Source organism: Corynebacterium pacaense, from assembly GCF_900169525.1.
Taxonomy (GTDB): domain Bacteria; phylum Actinomycetota; class Actinomycetes; order Mycobacteriales; family Mycobacteriaceae; genus Corynebacterium; species Corynebacterium pacaense.
This window is the reverse complement of sequence record NZ_LT821239.1, coordinates 964,430-980,002: the sequence shown is the minus strand read 5'-3', so window position 1 is coordinate 980,002 and position 15,573 is coordinate 964,430. Positions and strand designations below refer to the sequence as shown.

15 protein-coding genes and 1 pseudogene are annotated in these 15,573 nt (G+C 64.1%); 1 reads left to right on the top strand and 15 read right to left on the bottom strand.

What is annotated here, in order from left to right:
- Positions 1-6: 6 nt before the first annotated feature.
- The 3 genes from B7E02_RS04700 to alr form a co-directional block, all read right to left on the bottom strand.
- Positions 7-1,608 (bottom strand): aspartate:alanine exchanger family transporter, encoded by a 1,602-nt coding sequence (locus B7E02_RS04700; protein ID WP_080793522.1) that lies wholly within the window; start codon positions 1,606-1,608, stop codon positions 7-9.
- A gap of 171 nt (positions 1,609-1,779) precedes the next feature.
- Complete coding sequence (gene tsaE, locus B7E02_RS04695) at positions 1,780-2,271, bottom strand: tRNA (adenosine(37)-N6)-threonylcarbamoyltransferase complex ATPase subunit type 1 TsaE (protein WP_080793519.1); 492 nt, start codon at positions 2,269-2,271, stop codon at positions 1,780-1,782.
- Positions 2,268-3,368 (bottom strand): alanine racemase, encoded by a 1,101-nt coding sequence (gene alr / locus B7E02_RS04690; protein WP_080793517.1) that lies wholly within the window; start codon positions 3,366-3,368, stop codon positions 2,268-2,270. The genes tsaE and alr overlap by 4 nt, the downstream gene beginning before the upstream one ends.
- A 115-nt stretch (positions 3,369-3,483) precedes the next feature.
- Between alr and B7E02_RS04685 the strand changes: the two genes are divergently transcribed.
- Positions 3,484-4,338, top strand: a complete 855-nt coding sequence (locus B7E02_RS04685) for a poly(ethylene terephthalate) hydrolase family protein (protein WP_080793515.1) — start codon at positions 3,484-3,486, stop codon at positions 4,336-4,338.
- A gap of 15 nt (positions 4,339-4,353) precedes the next feature.
- Here the strand turns inward: B7E02_RS04685 and B7E02_RS04680 are convergent, their stop codons facing one another.
- From B7E02_RS04680 to B7E02_RS04620, 12 genes and pseudogenes are all read right to left on the bottom strand, one after another.
- Positions 4,354-4,638 carry a hypothetical protein gene (locus B7E02_RS04680; RefSeq protein ID WP_080793512.1) on the bottom strand — a complete coding sequence of 95 codons (285 nt, stop codon included), beginning with the start codon at positions 4,636-4,638 and terminating at the stop codon, positions 4,354-4,356.
- Entirely contained in the window at positions 4,638-6,185 is a 1,548-nt protein-coding gene (locus B7E02_RS04675; RefSeq protein ID WP_080793510.1) for a hypothetical protein, read from the bottom strand. The genes B7E02_RS04680 and B7E02_RS04675 overlap by 1 nt, the downstream gene beginning before the upstream one ends.
- Positions 6,182-6,505 carry a hypothetical protein gene (locus B7E02_RS04670; RefSeq protein WP_080793508.1) on the bottom strand — a complete coding sequence of 108 codons (324 nt, stop codon included), beginning with the start codon at positions 6,503-6,505 and terminating at the stop codon, positions 6,182-6,184. The genes B7E02_RS04675 and B7E02_RS04670 overlap by 4 nt, the downstream gene beginning before the upstream one ends.
- A 109-nt stretch (positions 6,506-6,614) precedes the next feature.
- Positions 6,615-7,958, bottom strand: coding sequence for a phosphoglucosamine mutase (gene glmM, locus B7E02_RS04665; protein ID WP_080793507.1), 1,344 nt, complete (start codon positions 7,956-7,958; stop codon positions 6,615-6,617).
- A 161-nt stretch (positions 7,959-8,119) separates the two neighbouring features.
- Complete coding sequence (gene rpsI / locus B7E02_RS04660; protein ID WP_080793505.1) at positions 8,120-8,668, bottom strand: 30S ribosomal protein S9; 549 nt, start codon at positions 8,666-8,668, stop codon at positions 8,120-8,122.
- Positions 8,668-9,111 (bottom strand): 50S ribosomal protein L13, encoded by a 444-nt coding sequence (gene rplM / locus B7E02_RS04655; RefSeq protein ID WP_080793503.1) that lies wholly within the window; start codon positions 9,109-9,111, stop codon positions 8,668-8,670. Before rplM ends, rpsI begins: the two co-directional genes overlap by 1 nt.
- A 378-nt stretch (positions 9,112-9,489) precedes the next feature.
- Positions 9,490-9,780, bottom strand: coding sequence for a WXG100 family type VII secretion target (locus tag B7E02_RS04650; RefSeq protein ID WP_080793501.1), 291 nt, complete (start codon positions 9,778-9,780; stop codon positions 9,490-9,492).
- Between the two features lie 38 nt (positions 9,781-9,818).
- Positions 9,819-10,145, bottom strand: coding sequence for a WXG100 family type VII secretion target (locus tag B7E02_RS04645; RefSeq protein ID WP_080793499.1), 327 nt, complete (start codon positions 10,143-10,145; stop codon positions 9,819-9,821).
- A 128-nt stretch (positions 10,146-10,273) separates the two neighbouring features.
- Positions 10,274-11,221 (bottom strand): type VII secretion-associated protein, encoded by a 948-nt coding sequence (locus tag B7E02_RS04640; protein ID WP_080793497.1) that lies wholly within the window; start codon positions 11,219-11,221, stop codon positions 10,274-10,276.
- Positions 11,218-13,512 (bottom strand): annotated as a pseudogene (gene eccCb / locus B7E02_RS04635) (type VII secretion protein EccCb); the annotation flags it as partial. The pseudogene eccCb and the gene B7E02_RS04640, both read right to left, overlap by 4 nt.
- A 786-nt stretch (positions 13,513-14,298) precedes the next feature.
- Positions 14,299-14,619: a hypothetical protein gene (locus tag B7E02_RS04625; protein ID WP_245802162.1), complete on the bottom strand. Its 321-nt coding sequence runs from the start codon at positions 14,617-14,619 to the stop codon at positions 14,299-14,301.
- An 89-nt stretch (positions 14,620-14,708) separates the two neighbouring features.
- Positions 14,709-15,386, bottom strand: a complete 678-nt coding sequence (locus tag B7E02_RS04620) for a hypothetical protein (protein ID WP_245802161.1) — start codon at positions 15,384-15,386, stop codon at positions 14,709-14,711.
- Between the last annotated feature and the right edge of the window lie 187 nt (positions 15,387-15,573).

Sequence of the window (15,573 nt, the reverse complement as noted above, 5' to 3'; positions counted from 1 at the left end):
AGGGGGTCACAGCAACAGGAAGAGCACCTGACAGACGATGATCTTGCCGATCATCGCCGTGGGATAGACCGTGGCGTAGCCGCGGTTGGCCAGTTCGGTGCCCGTCTGACCGTTGATGTAGGAGATGATCGCCGGGTTGGTGGTGGCACCGGCCGCCACACCCATCGCCTCATCCCAGCGGAGACGCAGCACCGTTGTGCACACCAGGGCGCAGATCACCGCGGAGGCCAGTGTGATCAGCAGACCGGCGCCCATCACGGTCAGGGAGGAGGGATCGGTTAGTGCGACCCTGAATCCGGCACCCGCGGAGGTGCCCACGCCTGCCAGGAAGAGCGCCAGCCCCAGGGTGGAGATGGTTCTGTTGGCGTGGAAGGGCAGCTGCCAGGTGATCGGCCCGGTGCGATTGAGGGCGCCGAGGATGAGGCCGACGACGATCGGCCCACCTCCGAAACCCAGCGACATGGTGGTTCCCCCGGGCAGCGGAATCGGGATCGCCCCCAGAAGCAGGCCGAGGGAGAGGCCGATGGCGAAGGGCAGGAGGTTGACATCACCGAGGGATTTCTCCGAGTCCCCGATGAATCGACGCACATCCCCCATGCGGCCCGGGGCGGCGACGACCCGGATCCGGTCCGAGTAGTTGATCACGGTGTCGAGGGTGGGTACCACCTCGGTGTCGCCCTTGCGGATGCGCGCAATCATGAAACCATGGGCCACGGTATCGAGTTCACGCACGGTACGTCCCGCGACGTCGGGGTTGGAGACGGTGAACCGGGAGTAGAGGAGTTCGGTGTCCTCGATCTTGGTCGCGGATTCGCTTCCCAGTTCCGCAATGGCGGCGTTGACGGCCTCCTCGGTTCCGTTGATCACCAGTTCCATGCCCGCGGTGATCTCCAGCGCCGGATCCGCCAGCCGGTGGGAGTGCGGGTCATCGACGATACGGGTGGCGATGATGTCCTGGCCGGCGAGTGCCGGCAGGTCACCCACCGTTCCGCTGAGTCCCTCCCGCAGGGACACACCCTTCCATACCAGCGGCTCCAGAATCAGCCCCTCCTCCCTGGCCTCCTTCTCATGGTTGATCCGGAACACCTTCTCGCCCACCGCGGCCACCAGAATCGACCCGAGCACCGCGCCGGGATAGGCGAGCGAGTAGCCGATGACCGGTTCGCCCGCCATCGACGGATCCTGTGCGGAGACCAGCTGGACCACCGCGGCCATGCCCGGTGTCGATGTCAGTGCTCCGGCGAACATGCCTGCACCGATCGTGGGATCGAGATCCAGCGCCCTTACCAGGACCAGCGCCAGCCCGGCCATGCTCAACAGCAGCAGGATCATGAACACCGTAAGCTTCCAGCCCCGTGAGGGGAACTCACGGAAGAACACCGAGCCCGCCGACAGGCCGATGACATAGACGAACATGGCCAGTCCGAGCTGGTAGACAAAGGCGGGGATCTGGATGTCGGGGTTGGCGGTGGATAGCGCCAGCGCCACGAACAGCACCGCGGCGGCGCCGAGGGAAATGCCGAACAGCCTTATACGGCCGATGGCCAGACCCACCGCGAGGATGAGAACGAGGGAAATCAGGGGACTCGAGGCGAAGAAACTGAGCATGGGGGGACCACTCCTCCTAAGACACTCCGTGCCGTCCCGGCCGCAGGTATGTTCAGGGGATGCGCGGAGTAGTTAACCTGCCCAACATACTTCCCTAAATTCGGACGCAATGCCACACAAGCGGGCATATCTCACATGTGGCCGCCGTCCCGACCGGATCCCGCCGCCGGTTCAGTGACGATACGCCCAGGTGAAGATCCGCGCCTCGGAGTCGGGGTCCTCCGCCACGGCGGTCTCGCGGTCGATGCTGATCAGGAGATAGGAATCGGAGATCTGCTCAACCAGTCCGCCACCCCATTCGGCCACCACCACGGCCCGCTCAAGCTCCGTGTCCAGATCGAGGGAATCCAGGGCGCCGAGGGGGTCGGCGGTGTCCGGGTCCTCACCGAGGAGCCGGTAGGCATCGACATGGATCAGCGTCGGCCCGTCGGATACCGGGCGGTGCTCACGGGCGATGACGAAGGTCGGCGAGGTGACCCTGCCCCCCACCCGCATTCCCCTGGCGATTCCCTGGGTGAACGTGGTCTTGCCCGCGCCGAGTGGGCCATCGAGAATCACCACATCGCCCGCCTCGAGGGCCCGGCCGAGCTGCTCGCCGAAGGTCCGGGTCTCCTCTGCGGTCTCGAGGCGGCGCTCCCCCGAATCCGGAAAACCGGCCCTCATCTGCCCTGCCCCTCGTACTCACGGGCGGTCCTGCCGGTCGGCCGGCAGATCACCTCATAGTTGATGGTTCCCAGGCTCGCCGCCAGCTCGCTGGCGCTCATGCCCCCCTCACCGAAGATCACGGCCTCATCGCCGGGGGTCACCCCGTGCGGATTCGACCCCAGGGAGACAACGAACTGATCCATGCACACCCTTCCCACCTGATCGTAGAACCGCCCTCCGATACCGACCCGGATCCTTCCCTGGGCCATGCGCGGGACACCGTCGGCGTATCCGGCGGGCACGACGGCCAGAAAGCCGTCCTCCTCCGCCCGCCAGGTCAGTCCGTAGGAGGTCGCCTCACCGGCTCGGATCGGCTTGACCACGGTGATGTCACCCACCCAGCTCATCGCCGGGCGCAAACCGTGATCCAGACCCGGAACCGGTTCCAGGCCGTAGAGCACCACCCCGGGGCGGATCATCCCGTGATACAGATCCGGGCGGGTCAGCGCCGCCGGGGAATTGCAGATGTGGTTGACCGGAACCTCGAGTCCGAGATCCCGCGCCAGACCGATCGCCCTGGAAAAGCTCTCCGCCTGGCGGTCGGTCTCCGGATCAGAGGGATCATCGGCGCAGGCCAGGTGCGTGAACAATCCGGTGACCTCAATGCCGGGGCAGTCGCGGAGCAGGGTGAACACCTCCTCCCAGTCGGCCTCGTCCACACCGGAGCGGTGCAGTCCGGTGTCCACCTTCACACTCACCCGCACCGGGGTGCCGGCGGAGGCGTCGACAAGCGCACGGGCGTGGCGCGTGGAGATGACCGCCAGATCGACGCCGGCATCGATCGCGGCGCGGAAGTCCTGCTCAGGTGACCAGATCCAGCACAGAATCGGCTGGGTGAGTCCGAGTGAGCGCAGGTGCAGGGCCTCCCCGAGCGTGGCGACGCCGAAGGCATCAGCCCCGTTGGTCGCCATGACCGGGGCCACGCGGTCGACCCCGTGGTTGTAGGCATCGGCCTTGACCACCGCCATCAGCGCCACCGGCCCGGCCATGGCCTTGAGTGCGCGGGTGTTGTGGGCGATGGCATCGAGATCAATCCGGGTGCGCAGGAGATTCATGCTTTACCATTGTGCCACCGCCGCCCAGGCACGCAGCGATTGCCCACGGGGGCCGGACGGCACCGGGATCGGCTTCGGGGTTTGTCACGACCTGTCTTCCACTATCCTTGAACACGTGGCTGAGAATCTGAACAAACACCTGTCCAAGCTGTCCAAGCGCGGTCCCCACCGTGTCCTCGTCGGGGACCTCAACTATGCGGGAATCCCCGGCAAGGTCTACACCCCCGCCGAGGGTAACGGGCTTCCCGGCGTCGCCTTCGGCCATGACTGGATGAAATCCATCAGGTTCTACCACCAGACACTGCGGCACCTGGCCAGTTGGGGAATTGTTGTGGCCGCCCCCGATACTGAGAAGGGTTTCATGCCCAGCCACCGGGGTCTGGCCGCGGACCTGGAGTCCTGCCTGCAGATCCTGGCGGGGGTCAAACTCGGCGCCGGAAACGCCACGGTCTCCCCCCAGAAACTCGGCGTCGCCGGTCATGGAATGGGCGCCGGGGCGGCCATCCTCGCCTCGGCCAACCGCACGACCGTCAAGGCGGTGGGGGCGATCTTCCCCGCCCCCACCTCACCCTCCGCACGCGATGCGGCACGGTCGGTGCAGGCACCGGGGCTGGTGATCGGGGCGGCGAAGAACGGATTCCTCGAGGCCGGTGACCCGGCAAAAATTGCAGCCAACTGGGCGGGGCCGGTGTGCTACCGCGAGCTGGACAATCTCAATCAGCAGGGATTCTCCGAGGACACCGTGTTCAAGCTAATGGTCGGCATCGGCCGCCCCCAGACTTCCGGGCAGGAAACCGTCCGCGGACTGCTCACCGGGTTCCTGCTGCATCAGCTGGCCGGAAACAAGAAGTACAGCGGTTTCTCCGACCCCGATGCGGTGGCGAGGAAGGTGCACTCCTACTGGGGGGCGGAACTTCGGGAGCGGGCCAATCCGCAGGAGGATTCCCCACTGGCGTTCATGAACCGGTAGTAGCCGCTCACCCCTTCAGCCCCGCCTCAGGATCGACTGCACCGGACCTGTTCCACCCATCCTCCGGGCGTGCCTGGGGCGCGGGTATCCCTGCGCCGCCACGGCCCCCTCGGTGGGTGTCGACACACCGTGGCCCGGCTCTTCCGCCTTCGCGGCCTCAGCTGCCTTTGAGGCCTCCAGGGCCTGTGCGGCTTGTGAGGCCCGCGTCCTGGCCTTGTCCACCGCCTTCTCGAACTCCGCGAACTGAACGGCGGTGCGCTCACGGAACCTGGCCAGAAATTCCTGGTACTCCCCATTCATTACCAGTTCCCTGCTTTCCGCACAGGGGTGTCCGTTGTCCCATGCTCCGGTGCAGGAGGCGGTTGCGGCGCCGGATCCGGTGCCTTGTCGGGTGCGGGATCCGGTGCCTTGTCGGATGCGGGAACCGCCTGGGCCTCACCGGTGGGGATCGGTTTCGGCGCGGGCTCGGGGACGCCGGCCAGGTCCGACTCCGCGGTGGGGGCCGGTTTCGGCGCGGGTTCCGGGACACCGGCCAGGTCCGACTCCGCGGTGGGGATCGGTTTCGGCGCGGGTTCCGGGACACCGGCCAGGTCCGACTCCGCGGTGGGGGCCGGTTTCGGCGCGGGTTCCGGGACACCGGCGGGCTCCGGCACGGGAGCCGATTCCGGAACCTGCAGGGCCTCCGCCACCGCCTGTTCCACGAACTGCCATATCGCACCGGCACCGGCGGCGAGAAGCCCTATCCCCACCGCTCCGATGATCAGGTGACCGATGTCCACGTTCTCTTCAGATTCCGTCCCCGGGTCCGGGTGCGGGATGCAGTTCTCGGATTCAGCTATTGACACGCACTCCCCGGGGCCGGAATCGGTCTTCTTCCCTGAATCGGTGGAGGATTCTGTCTCACATGACCGTCCCTCCGTATCGGGTCGCGGGGACGCGCAGCTGTCCCCTGTTTTTGGCTGCGGCTCCCCGGAACTCACCTCGGTCACCGTCGATGCCGGTGTGGTGGCAGGTGGAACCTTTTCCGCTGCGGTGGAGGTGGCCCCCGCTGTGGGGGCTTCGCCTGCCCCGGTCGCGGCGGTCGAGGTGGTCGGGGGCGCGGGAACGGATCCAGGTGCTGGTGCTGGTTCTGGTTCTGGCGCGGAGGCGCCTGCTGCGGGTGCAGATGTGGCGTGGGATGTGGGCGCGGTGGTCGATTCGCAGTTCTCCGCATCCACCGGTGCCTCGACCGCGGATCTCGCGCACACCTGTCGACCGTGCTCTATGAGACGGTCATAGCAGTCACGGATGGCCCGGTCGCGCTCGACGCACACCTCCCGGGCCATCTCGGCCCCGGAGTCGATGAGCTCGGCACCCTGGCACACACAGTCGGAAAAGAAGCCCGGATCCTCCTCCGGGTCGGTGTTCTCCAACATCTCCGCGATCATCCGGACGACCTCGAGCAGCTCCCCCATCATCTTCTCGATGCCGGTGGAGGTTTCCTCGACGGTGGAGTCGATGGCATCAGCGGCCTTCCCCGTCGCGTCCTCTATCCCCCTGACGTCCTCGCGGTTTCCCAACCAGTCCGAGGCGATATCCCAGAGCACCCCGGCGATCGTTCCCCCCGCCACCGAGTACAGCAGCTCCCTTGCCATGCCGGCCAGTCCCCCGACACCGGTACCGTCGGAATCCCCCGAGGCGGCCCTGCCCCCGATCCTCAGCTGTGCGGTATCCAGATCCTGCACACTGAGGTAGGCCTCATCCAGGGCGTCCGGGGAGACGGCCGGTCCCCGGTAGAGTCCGCGGCCCGCCGCGGTGAGCAGGGCGACCGCCTCGCGGTAGAGGTCCATGGGTGCGCTGCTGCTCATGCGGTTGTCTCCTTGACCGTCTCGTCGATGCCCTCCACACTCCTGGCGAAGGCCGACTCAGCCTGCATGTAGCGCTCCACCTGCGAAATGGCACTGGACACCGTCGATTCGAGATTACCCAGGCGCTGGCCACCACCGTGGTGCAGCTGTGTAAACATCGCCGCGACCAGTGCGCCACGGTCGGCGAACCCCCGTCCTGCGTCCACCGCCCGATAGTGCGGTACCTGCTGTTGGTGGAGCTCACCTTGTGCCGTGGTCTCCTTCAACAGGCCCCTGAGATTGGTGAGTGCCTCTTCCACGTTCAGCTCGAATCCGGACATGAAACCCCCTGTGCAGTCGGTGCGAGCACGACAGCGATACTCGCCTTACAACACATTGGACTGCCCCGAGAGGTCGGAGGTTCCCTCACACCGGGTTTTTGTGGGGAATCTACACCTCCGCGACGACAGCGGCGAGGCGTCCGGCGACCTTCCGGGCCTGTTCCTTGTCCGCGGCCTCGACCATGACGCGGAAGAGTTCCTCCGTGCCGGAGGCCCGGAGCAGGACGCGGCCGGTATCACCCAGTTCCGTCTCAGCGGATTCTATGGCTGTAACCACCGTCGGATCGTTGACGATTATCGACTTGTCCGATACCGGTACGTTGATCAGGACCTGGGGGAGCACGGTCATGGCCTGCGCCAGCTCCGCCAGTGACTTGCCCGTTTCAGCCATCCGCGCCATCAGGGAGAGCCCGGTCAGGGTTCCGTCACCGGTGGTGCCGTGATCGGGGAGGACGATATGGCCGGACTGCTCGCCGCCGAGACTGTAGCCCCCCTCGTTGAGGTCGAGCAGCACGTAACGGTCACCGACCTTGGTCGTGCGCATTTCGATGCCTGCCCGGTCCATGGCCAGCTGCAGTCCCAGGTTGCTCATGACGGTGGCTACGAGCGTGTTCTTGCGCAGCTCACCGTTCTCCTTCATCGCTATGGCGAGGATCGCCATGATCTGATCCCCGTCGACGACGTTGCCTTCGCTGTCCACGGCCAGGCAGCGGTCGGCGTCACCGTCGTGGGCGAGGCCGAGGTCCGCTCCGTGCTCAACCACCGCGGCCTGAATCTGATCGATGTGGGTGGATCCGCACTTATCGTTGATGTTGTAGGCGTTCGGCTTGTTGTGGATGGCGATGACCCTGGCACCGGCGGCCTCATAGGCCTTTGGCGCCACCTCGCTCGCGGCACCGTTTGCGGTGTCCACCACCACGGTGATGCCGTCGAGACGCGTCTGCACCGCACCCGCCAGATGGTGAAGGTAGCGGTCCCTGGCGTCGGCCGCCTCCTCCAGGACACGGCCGATGCCGTGACCGGTGGGCCCCTCCTCCGGCAGACCGTTCATCACCCGCTCGATCTCATCCTCCACCTCGTCGGGCAGCTTGTGGCCCCCGGCGGAGAAGAACTTGATGCCGTTGTCCGGCATCGGATTGTGGGAGGCGGAGATCATCACGCCCATGTCGGCACCGTAGTCATCGGTGAGGAAGGCCACGGCCGGGGTGGGGATGACCCCCACCCTGAGCACGTCCACTCCGCGACTGGCCATCCCTGCGGCCAGTGCCGCGGCCAGCATCTCACCGGAGACGCGGGGATCCCGGCCGATGATGGCGGTGGGGCGCCGACCCGAGCTGCGCATATCCGCTGTGAGCACCTGGGCGGCGGCTGCCCCGAGTTTGAGGGCGAGTCCGGCCGTGAGTGTTTTGTTGGCCAGTCCGCGGACACCGTCGGTTCCAAAGAGTCGAGTCATGCGTTCAATTATGCACGCCGTGCCCCCGGGCCCGAAGTTCACACCCGTCTACGCGCCGTCCGTCGATGATACCGACCGCGGGTGCCCTGGCTTGAAAAGCGGACAACCCGCCCCAGCCCTGTTGAGCAGGGTGGAACGGGTTGTTGCGAAGCGGTGAAGAATCAACGCTTGGAGTACTGCGGGGCACGACGTGCCTTGTGCAGACCGGCCTTCTTACGTTCAACCGCACGGGCGTCACGGGTGAGGAATCCGGCCTTCTTCAGGGTCGGACGCTCAGCCGGGTTGTAGGCGTTGAGCGCACGGGCGATGGCCAGACGGAAGGCACCGGCCTGACCGGTCGGTCCGCCACCCTGCAGGTTTGCCTGGATGTCGAACTGGTCCTCGCGGCCAAGAAGCACCAGCGGGGCCTTGATCAGCTGCTGGTGCAGCTTGTTGGGGAAGTACTCCTCCAGAGTGCGGCCGTTGCACTTGAACTCGCCGGAACCGGCGACAAGGCGGACGCGGACGATGGCGCGCTTACGGCGGCCAACGGTCTGGATGGCACCCTCGAACTCGAGGGGAGTGGCGGCGATGGCCTCTTCCTCTTCGAGGACCGCGATTGCCTCACCGATGGTGTTGGTGAACTCCTCGGTTGCGGCAACAGCTGCGGCGATATCGGCGGCGTCGGCGACGTTGCTCTCTACGTTCTCGTTCTGGATCGGCTCGGACATTACTGGGCCACCTTCTTGATCTCGTAGGTCTCAGGCTGCTGACCCGCGTAGGGGTGCTCCGAGCCTGCGAAAACGTGCAGCTTCTTTGCGGATGCGCTCGTCAGCTTGTTGTGCGGCATCATGCCGACGATGGACTCTTCAATCACACGCTCCGGATGCAGTTCCAGGGAACGACCCAGGGTCATGGACTTCAGACCGCCCGGGTAACCGGAGTGGCGGTAGCGCATTTCACGGTCACGCTTGTTGGAGGTGACGGCGATCTTGTCGGCGTTGATGATGATGACATGGTCACCGCAGTCAACGTTGGGCGCGAACAGGGGCTTGCCCTTGCCGCGAAGGAGGTCGGCGGCATGGGTGGCCAGACGACCGAGGACCACGTCAGTGGCGTCGATGACGTACCACTTGCGGGTGATGTCACCGCTCTTCGGGTGGTAAGTAGACAAAATGACTCCTTAAATATAAGTCTGTCTAGAACTGCCAGCCATGAACGCATGCGGAGGGATCCATCTCGGCGGCCGGTGGTGACCCGAAATGTCCTGCTGTCCCCGCGATCCCACTGGGGGACGCGCACGGACTCCATATACAAACAATGAAGCCTACAGGTTGATCGGCCGAAAGCCCAAAACCCGGTGAAACGGCGAGAGCCTCCCCCGGGGAGGGGGAGGCTGGACCGCGTGTCCGAGGGTCCGGGGACCCGGATGCGGCCCTCATGGCGTGGCTGTGGGTGCGCCCCTGATCACGGGGTGCTGGTGTGCCTCGGGACGTGGATTGGAAACGAGGCGATCTGGAATGCACGCACAGGGCGCCACGGCGCACTGTACTCAGGCGCCCCAGCTGTTGGCGGCCATCCTGTTCACGTCGCTCATCCGCTCACTGCCACGCTCGACGGTCTGGGAGATGGTGGCGAGGATGGTGTTGAGCTCCGCCGCTGCGCGGTCCCATTTCAGCTGGGCCTCGTTGTAGGCCTCCGCGGAGGAGCCCTCCCAGCTGGCGACCATGGGTTGCAGCTGGGATTTGAGTCCGTCGAGCAGTGAGTTGATGCGACCGGAGGTCGAATTGATGTCGGTGGCGGCGCCCTGAATCGCGCCGAATTCATAGCGGATCATATCCATATCTGATGGTTTCCTTCGGGAATCGTAGGTGGGTGCTCTTACAACGCGAGGCCGGCTCCGGCGCCACCGCCGACGGCGTTGAAGGCCTGAGCGTTGTCGGTTTCGGTGTTCTCGAAAGATCTGGCGTTGCTGCGGATGTTGTCCGAGATGGACTGCAACGCCTCCTGCAGTTCGCGGGCCGAGGCATTCCACCTCGACATGAGCTCATCAAAGCTCACCTGCGCCTGCCCGGCCCAGCTCCCCCGCACGGAGTCCACGACTCCGCGAAGCCGGTTCAGTTCCCCCTGGACCTGATCATTGGTGTCATCGACGCGGCCAGCGGTGGCCACCATCACATCGGATTCGGTCTTGAAAAGATTCGACATTGTGGGTTCCCCCCTCCTTGAACAAAACGGTGTGGGTGGAGAGTCGGGGCGCTATGACCCGCGCCCGGCTTGATCTCCATGAAAAGGCTGTTTTCCTTTTCTGTCTATGTATGACTGTTCCCGGTCCCCTACGGTTCCCTGATTCCGGGAAATTCCCCGCCACTGCCCTCGATGACCGTCAGCGACTCGGCGATTCCGGCACATGCCGAATCATGCGAGGGGTGCGGCTCACGCCGCGAATGGCATCCGACGCTGACCCGCCGCCCCGCATCGAACCAGGTGGTCCAGGTGACGATCGAGCCGTCTCCGGGCCTTTCGACATAGCTGATCGGGGCGAGCACCCCGCGAACACCCGCACCCGTGGCGAGCTCCAGGGTCGGATCCTCATCGATCATCGCCTGCAGCGCATCCCTGGTCCGCCGCTCATCCCCGACCACCGGATCCAGCGCCAGATGGACCCGGAGATCGGCATCGATACCGGTGACGATCCCGGCGCGCAGCTCGCTGCCGAAGGGCGCCTCGATCTGGATGTCCCCGTCGATGAGCACCACCGACGCCGGTGCCACCGGGCTTGTCGACGCCTCCGCCGCGGAACTCACCGCGACCGGCCCCGGCCCCGCCGCCTGCGTGGCCGGCACCAAGGGCACAACCGGGGCCGGGGACCTGCCGTTCATTCCGCCGACCAGAAACCAGGTCAGTGCGATACCGCAGACCAGGCCGAGGGAGAGCACCAGCCGCAGGGCGCTGATCCCCCGGTGCCGTGTACCCCTCCTGCCGTGGGTGGGCCGCCGGACCGGAACCGGCTCACCGGCCGCCACCGGTTCGACCTCCTCCCTCCTGGCGGTGACCCCCTGCGCGGCAAGGGTGCGGATGAGGATCTCGGCTGCGGGCCCATCGCCTGCGACGTCAACCTCGACCTCCGGCCAGGATTCCGCGAGATCCCTGGTCTGTTCCACCATCGCGGGTATCGCCCACCCCTCGACGATGCCCTCCGCGGGCAGGTCGTATCGATGCACGCTGTCCGCACCCCGCGAACCCTGAAAGATGCTCACGGTCTCGTCGATGGCGATCCTCATGCGGTTTCACCGCCCAGCTCCGCGACCTGACAGACCCCGATGACCTCACCCCGGATCTGCATGGTGGCACGACCCGGTGACAGGCTGACGGGTTTGATACCGAGGATCTGGCCCTCGTCGCGATCGGCGTCGAAGAGCAGAACCTGGGGCGACTGGTCGCGGATCTCCGCGAGCACCGGGTCGAACAGCGCCCGCGGCGCACCTCCGGACTTCCGCGCGATGACCACGTGCAGCCCGACGTCGCGCGCATGGGGCAGAATGTCCCGGAGCGGGTGCAGCAGGCCCGCGGGCAGCAGGTCACAATCGTCGATGACCAGATAGATGTCGGGGCCCTCCCACCAGGATCTGGCTCGCAACTGCTCGGGGGTGATGTCGGGTCCGGGGAGTCTGGCGGTGAGGGTGGTGAGAAGGTCGGACACCGTCTTCTGCGCCGCGGTGGAGGTGGCGCAATAGGCGGCGAGCGTCGATTCCTCCACCACCCCCAGATGCGCGCGGTGGAAATCCATGATTACCAGGCGGGCGCTGTCCCTACCCAGGATGCTCAGCCCTGCCATGACGGTGCGCAGCAGGGTGCTCTTCCCGCAGCCCTGTGAACCGAAGGCCATGAGGTGTCTGCTCGACCTCGGATCCCAGTACAGGGTGCGGAGGTTCCGACCGCCGCGGGCCAGTGGGATTCCCGGTCCCCCGGCGTCCAGTTCGTGCAGGGCGATGCGGGTGGGCAGGACGTTGAGGGCCGGAACCGGCGGCTGGTCCTGCGTGGCGACACAGACATGCGCGATGTCCTGTGTGGTGGTGTTGGCGATCAGCATCTGCTCCGCCCGTGCCGTCAACCCGCGGCCGGCGCTGGCTGGAATGCGCTGCTGGGCCTTACGGTCGATCAGTGAATCCATCGCCTCGCCCAGGCGCAGCTCGAAACGCCCCGTGACCAGGTCGCGTACCGCAGGCCGGACCGCGCTCCAGCGGTTGGTCGAGATCAGAAGATGGACGCGGGCGGCCAGTCCGTGGGAGGCGATGTGGGCGAGGGTGTCAAAGAGATCATCGAACTCCTGCGTGAGCGTCTGCCACCCATCGACGAGGAGGAAGGTGTGCCGGGACTCCGGATCCTCGATCAGGCTGGTGACCTCATCGATGACCCTGCGCACCCGTTCGGGGTCCGTGCGCTGCGCCACGCCCGCGACATGTGGCAGCCGTCCGAGATGGTCCATCGCACCACCTGCGAGATCGAGGATGTAGAAGCGGATGTCCGCCGTCGTGTGGGTCGCCGACATCGCGACGACGATGCTGCGCAGCGCGGTCGACTTTCCGGTCTGCGGTCCCCCGCACACCACCCAGTGCCCGGCGCCGCCGCCACCGGAGAAATCGATGATGAACGGGTCCTGGCGCTGCAGGTAGGGTCGGTCGATCATGCCGATGGCCACACGGAGCGGGGCATCACTTTCCGCGATTCCCCCGATCGGCACCTCCACGGGCAGCGGGGGAAGCCACATCTGCCTGGCGGCGCACCCCCGTGCCTCGCCTGCGGCGACGGCGCGGGCGACGGCGGCGTCGACAAGCGTCTGCTCCCCGTATTCGATCTCCGCCTGCTCCTCGTCATCCCAGCCACGGAAGACCCGGACGCGGGAGCTCTCCGAGGTGCTGGTGACCCGCCTGGTCACCGGGCCGGAGACGTAGCTCGCCTGGAATCGGGTGATGGATTCGACATCCGAGCGCAGGAACCCCGCACCGGGTTGTGCCGGCAGGTGGTGGGCGTCGTTGATGCCGAGCACCTGGCGGGATTCGGAGGCGGAGAAGGTCTTCAGCCCGATTCGGTAGGAGAGGTGGGAATCGAGCCCGCGCAGCCTGCCCTCCTCCAATCGCTGGCTGGCCAGCAGGAGATGGATGTGCAGCGAACGCCCCAACCGGCCGACGGCGACGAAGAGGTCGGCGAAGTCCGGGTGCTGACCGAGCAGCTCGGAGAACTCATCGAGCACGATCACCAGGGCCGGCATCGGTTCCAGATCGCCGCGGGTGCCGGCTGCGGCGTTGTACTCGTCGACGTTGGCGAAGCCGCCCGCACTCCTGAGCCGCTCCTGGCGCCTGTTCATCTCCCCGGAGATCGCGTCATGCATGCGCTCCACCAGCACCGATTCCTCGGAGAGGTTGGTGATGACGGCGGAGGTATGCGGCAGCGCCTCGAAACCGAGGAACGTCGCCCCTCCTTTGAAGTCCACCAGGACGAAGTTGAGCTCCTCCGGTGAATGGGTGATCGCGAGCCCGAGGATGACCGTTTTTAAAAGCTCGCTCTTAACAGAACACGGGAAGTGGGTACGATAAATTTGAGCACTCAACACATCGCCAGAAGACAAAATGAGTGAACTGGACGGGGACAAAAAGCGCCTTCCTACCCACCACATAATCACCTCTTGGCACAGCTACCCACCGAATGTAAGATGAGCGTCGAGCAACCATTGCTCACCACCCATATGGAGCCTCGGGTTGGGCACCGACCATATGAATTTTTGTGACCCAGCCTCCACAGCAAGTGCGGCCGTCTGCGCACATTCGAGCTGATGGGGAGACGACAGACGATGCGGGCGACTCGCTGCCCCGGCAAAACGCGATAGCCGCTGGAATTAAACCGGGTACGGTCCAGGCGAAAGGTACTGGTGGAAATTCTTTCTAAAGGATTTCACCGTGCCACAAGTACGCAGCCATGACTCGACCCTTCTTACAACCCACGAGACCTCTAACTACGTCGGTCGGTCTCCCGGTGCTTTAGTAAAGCGCCACGCCGACAGTCAGACACGAGGCTTCCCCAGCATCGAGCGCGCAGATCCAATTGGCGCCAGCGATCTAGAGGCCTCTTTGACGGAGACAATCGACTTCAACTCAGAGCTCATCGCATCAGACCCGATTGTTGACAGCATCGTCAACGCCGCACCGCCGTTCAGTCCTAGCCAGCGCACGAGAATCTATACCCTTCTCTCCGGTGGTGAGATCACGTGACGCTGAATGAGAAAACACCCTCGCAGGTAACGAGGGTGCATTATCGCTACCAGCTTCTCGAGTTGGTAGCGACTTTTTCTTTGTTAGGCAGTTTATTTCCCGTCCGCGCTTTTAGGTTCATTGAGGACGATGCCGTGATGAAGTAGCAGTGGTGAATCTTTCCAGGTTGGTCGGTAAATGTTCCGGGGCTCATTCGTGATCGGATCGGAAACATAGGGGTCGATTGGAATGTCCCCTTGTCGTTGTTGCTGCTCTTCGGGAACCCCTCGGTACTGACACATGGCGTTCCAGTACCGTTTTCTCGCAATGCGTTCGGATTTTGCTGGATTAGGCTTTCTTTTAGCGGATGCACTCCCCCTCTCGTACTTCTCCCAAATATCGTTTTCCCGACTTAACTGCTCATCCGTGATCAAGCTGCTGTTCCTTTGTGTCATTGATGTCCTCGCTAGGGGTTTGAAGAGATTCCGTTGGCACGCGACAATGCGCTGGCACATGTTAATTTCTAGGTATCTTTCTGTGGGTATGGGGATGGTAAAGGTCCCGAGTCCGGACCAAAAAAGGGACTGAACCAATCGTCAAAATTAAGGTTCTCATACCGAGCTTTGCTGTCCTGGATGTCTTCGATACCATCGAACTTCGGATCATAGAGCAGCTCGAAGTCTTTATCCCGAAACAGAGCCATGTCCATAATCCCCCGCCAAATAGGCACAACCCGATCATCTGAGGCTGTGAGAGCGTCGACCACCGCTTCAGCGTTATTGAGGAGAAGGTTGAACGCCATTTGGTGCGCCACTGTAGGCAGTGCGACCCACCCGTTTGTCATGTATGAGCTCACATCGGCAACCGCCATGAGAAATCTCTGTGCAAACAAGATGTCATAGCGATGCGCGTATCGTTGCGGCAGACCGCACAGCACCATCGTGTCTTCGATCAAAATATTTTTAGGCACTTCATCTGCGTATTTACGATCCAGCAAACGTAGATCGCTGAAAAGCTCATCGCTCATTTGAAGGCTGGCTAAAAACAGTGCGCCTCTAATAACGTCGGCAGTGTAGTCAAAGTCCCCTTCAGGTCTATCGTCTTCCTCATCGTCTTTCCCTAGCAAATCAGCCAAGAAATTGATGCCCGGTAGCATCTGAGCATTGTTCACGATCGTTGCGAGGTATTCTTCGTGAGTCATTATTTCACCCAATCCATTGAGTATCATGTCGAAGTTTGTGTTCCATAGCTTCATCCTAGGAAGAATTGGAAGCAGGAACTAGGGCTAAACACCCGCCCCAGGGGTCGACATGACGGCCCCAGGGTGGTCCCATGGAAAACGCAGTTTCCCTGTTTAACCTGGTCTTTTAATGCTCAAAACTGTTGGT

What these genes read in the sequence shown, in the direction of transcription:
- B7E02_RS04700 (WP_080793522.1), bottom strand. Translation starts at nt 1,608, where the DNA reads ATGCTCAGTTTCTTCGCCTCGAGTCCCCTGATTTCCCTCGTTCTCATC.
- tsaE (WP_080793519.1), bottom strand. Translation starts at nt 2,271, where the DNA reads ATGAGGGCCGGTTTTCCGGATTCGGGGGAGCGCCGCCTCGAGACCGCA.
- alr (WP_080793517.1), bottom strand. Translation starts at nt 3,368, where the DNA reads ATGAATCTCCTGCGCACCCGGATTGATCTCGATGCCATCGCCCACAAC.
- B7E02_RS04680 (WP_080793512.1), bottom strand. Translation starts at nt 4,638, where the DNA reads ATGAATGGGGAGTACCAGGAATTTCTGGCCAGGTTCCGTGAGCGCACC.
- B7E02_RS04675 (WP_080793510.1), bottom strand. Translation starts at nt 6,185, where the DNA reads ATGAGCAGCAGCGCACCCATGGACCTCTACCGCGAGGCGGTCGCCCTG.
- B7E02_RS04670 (WP_080793508.1), bottom strand. Translation starts at nt 6,505, where the DNA reads ATGTCCGGATTCGAGCTGAACGTGGAAGAGGCACTCACCAATCTCAGG.
- glmM (WP_080793507.1), bottom strand. Translation starts at nt 7,958, where the DNA reads ATGACTCGACTCTTTGGAACCGACGGTGTCCGCGGACTGGCCAACAAA.
- rpsI (WP_080793505.1), bottom strand. Translation starts at nt 8,668, where the DNA reads ATGTCCGAGCCGATCCAGAACGAGAACGTAGAGAGCAACGTCGCCGAC.
- B7E02_RS04650 (WP_080793501.1), bottom strand. Translation starts at nt 9,780, where the DNA reads ATGGATATGATCCGCTATGAATTCGGCGCGATTCAGGGCGCCGCCACC.
- B7E02_RS04645 (WP_080793499.1), bottom strand. Translation starts at nt 10,145, where the DNA reads ATGTCGAATCTTTTCAAGACCGAATCCGATGTGATGGTGGCCACCGCT.
- B7E02_RS04640 (WP_080793497.1), bottom strand. Translation starts at nt 11,221, where the DNA reads ATGAGGATCGCCATCGACGAGACCGTGAGCATCTTTCAGGGTTCGCGG.
- B7E02_RS04620 (WP_245802161.1), bottom strand. Translation starts at nt 15,386, where the DNA reads ATGACTCACGAAGAATACCTCGCAACGATCGTGAACAATGCTCAGATG.